The sequence below is a fragment of the Pseudomonas sp. AGC41 genome, from assembly GCF_057334555.1.
The window spans coordinates 45,225-47,643 of the sequence record NZ_JBHFJB010000039.1 but is presented as its reverse complement, the minus strand read 5'-3'; the positions used below and the strand labels follow the sequence as shown (position 1 = coordinate 47,643).

The 2,419-nt window shown below is 64.9% G+C and carries 2 protein-coding genes; both read left to right on the top strand.

The window, feature by feature from the left end; all coding sequences use genetic code 11:
- Positions 1 to 125 precede the first annotated feature (125 nt).
- Positions 126 to 1,505, top strand: a complete 1,380-nt coding sequence (xseA, locus tag ACE04F_RS07205) for an exodeoxyribonuclease VII large subunit (RefSeq protein WP_486105595.1) — start codon at positions 126 to 128, stop codon at positions 1,503 to 1,505.
- Between the two features lie 3 nt (positions 1,506 to 1,508).
- Positions 1,509 to 2,330 (top strand): peptidoglycan DD-metalloendopeptidase family protein, encoded by an 822-nt coding sequence (locus tag ACE04F_RS07200; RefSeq protein ID WP_486105594.1) that lies wholly within the window; start codon positions 1,509 to 1,511, stop codon positions 2,328 to 2,330.
- Positions 2,331 to 2,419 lie beyond the last annotated feature (89 nt).

The following is a 2,419-nucleotide window of genomic DNA, read 5'->3' as shown; positions in this document are numbered from 1 at the left end:
CGCTCCCACAGGGGAAGCGCTGCAATCCAGAATGTGGGAGCGAGCCTGCTCGCGAAACAGACGACTCAGTCTAATTGCCTTGCACACATGGAGATTCACCAGCGAATCCCCTTATCATGCCGCCCATGATTAAAGATCCCTTTGCCCGACTGGGCCTGGACCGCGAGGTCCTGACTGTCAGCCAGCTCAACGGCCGCGCACGGGTGTTGCTCGAAGACGTGTTCAGCAACATCTGGGTCGAGGGCGAAATCTCCAACCTCGCCCGCCCCGCCTCGGGCCATGTGTATTTCACCCTCAAGGACAGCGGCGCCCAGGTGCGTTGCGCGCTGTTTCGGCAGAATGCCGCGCGGGTGCGCCAGGCCTTGAAGGATGGACTCGCGGTGAAGGTCCGCGGCAAGGTCTCGCTGTTCGAGGGCCGTGGCGACTATCAACTGATCCTCGACACCGTGGAGCCGGCCGGCGATGGCGCCCTGCGCCTGGCGTTCGACGCCCTGAAGGAAAAGCTCAGCGCCGAAGGTCTGTTCAGTGCCGAGCGCAAGGTGCCGCTGCCGGCCCATCCGCAACGCATCGGCATCATCAGTTCGCCCACCGGCGCGGTGATCCGCGACATCATCAGCGTGTTCCGTCGCCGCGCGCCGCAGATTTCTCTGACCTTGATTCCTACCGCCGTGCAGGGCCGTGAAGCCACCGCACAGATCGTCCGCGCGCTGAAACTGGCCGATGCCCGTGGCTTCGATGCACTGATCCTGGCCCGGGGCGGCGGTTCGCTGGAAGACCTGTGGTGCTTCAACGAAGAAGCCGTGGCCCGTGCGGTAGACGCCTGCGTCACGCCCATTGTCAGTGCGGTAGGCCATGAGACCGACGTCTCCATCAGCGATTTCGTCGCCGATGTGCGCGCCCCGACTCCGTCCGCCGCCGCCGAACTGCTGGCACCGGACGCCGGCGACCTGGTGCGCCGGGTCGAAAGCCTGCACCGGCGCCTGGTGATGCGCATGCGCGACCGCCTGATGCGCGACCAGTTGCGCCTCGAAGGCCTCACTCGCCGCCTGCGTCACCCCGGCGAACGCCTGCGCCAGCAAGCCCAGCGCCTCGACGACCTGGACATGCGCATGTGCCGGGCCTTCGAACGCAGCCTCAATACCCGCCGCGAACGCCTGATTCGCCTGGAGACCCGCCTGGCCGGGCAACATCCGGGCCGTCAGCTGGCCATGTTGCGCCAGCGCCTCGAAAGCCTGGCCGAACGCCTGCCCCGGGCCATGCGCGAAGGTCTGAAAACCCGCCGCGTACAGTTGCAGAACCAGATGCAGACGCTGCACATCGTCAGCCCACTGGCGACCCTTGGCCGTGGCTACAGCATCCTGCTCGACGAACGCGGGCATGCGATCCGCAACGCCGAGCAAACCCGCACCGGCCAGCGCCTGACCGCCAGGCTCGGCGAAGGCGAACTGCTGGTGCGGGTCGAAGATAATCACCTGACACCGGTCACCCTTTCTCTACTGGATTGATTCATGCCGCGATTTCTCGCTCCCCTGCTCTTGCTGTGCCTGGCCGCCAACGCCCACGCTGACAGCTACATCACTCGCCTGCTGAACAAGCCGGTGCCCGGCGGGGTGGCCGTGGTGGATCTGGGCAGCGCGGCCCAGGCGCCAAAAGCCACGTACCAGGGCAAACCGGTGCTGGTGGTCAAGGAACAGCAGAACTGGCTGGCGATTGTCGGCATTCCGCTGACCGTCCAACCCGGCACCCAGCAAATCAGCAGCGGCGGCGCCACCCAGCCCTTCGTGGTCGGCTACAAGAAATACCCCGAGCAGCACATCACCCTGAAAAACAAGCGTCAGGTCAATCCGGACCCGGTGGATCTGAAGCGCATCGAGGCCGAGCTGGCGGTGCAGTTGAAGGCCTACCGCAGCTTCAGCCCGAACATTCCCAGCAACCTGCTGCTGGACAAACCGGTCAACGGCCCGCTGTCGAGCAAGTTCGGTGTGCGTCGCTTCTTCAACGGCGAAGAGCGCAATCCTCATTCCGGCCTGGACTTCGCCGTGCCCGCCGGCACGCCGATCAAGACCCCGGCCGCCGGCAAGGTGATCCTCACCGGCAACTATTTCTTCAATGGCAACACCGTATTCGTCGACCACGGCCAAGGCTTCATCAGCATGTTCTGCCACATGTCGAAGATCGACGTGAAGGTCGGCGAGCAATTGGCGCGCGGCACCGTGGTCGGCAAGGTCGGCGCAACCGGCCGCGCAACCGGGCCGCACATGCACTGGAACATCAGCCTGAATGATGCGCGGGTCGATCCGGCGATCTTTATCGGGGCGTTTCAACCCTGAATGGATGGTGGAGCTACTGGCCTCTTCGCGAGCAGGCTCGCTCCCACAGGGATCCGCGTCGCGCTACGGAGCTGATGTGGGAGCGAGCC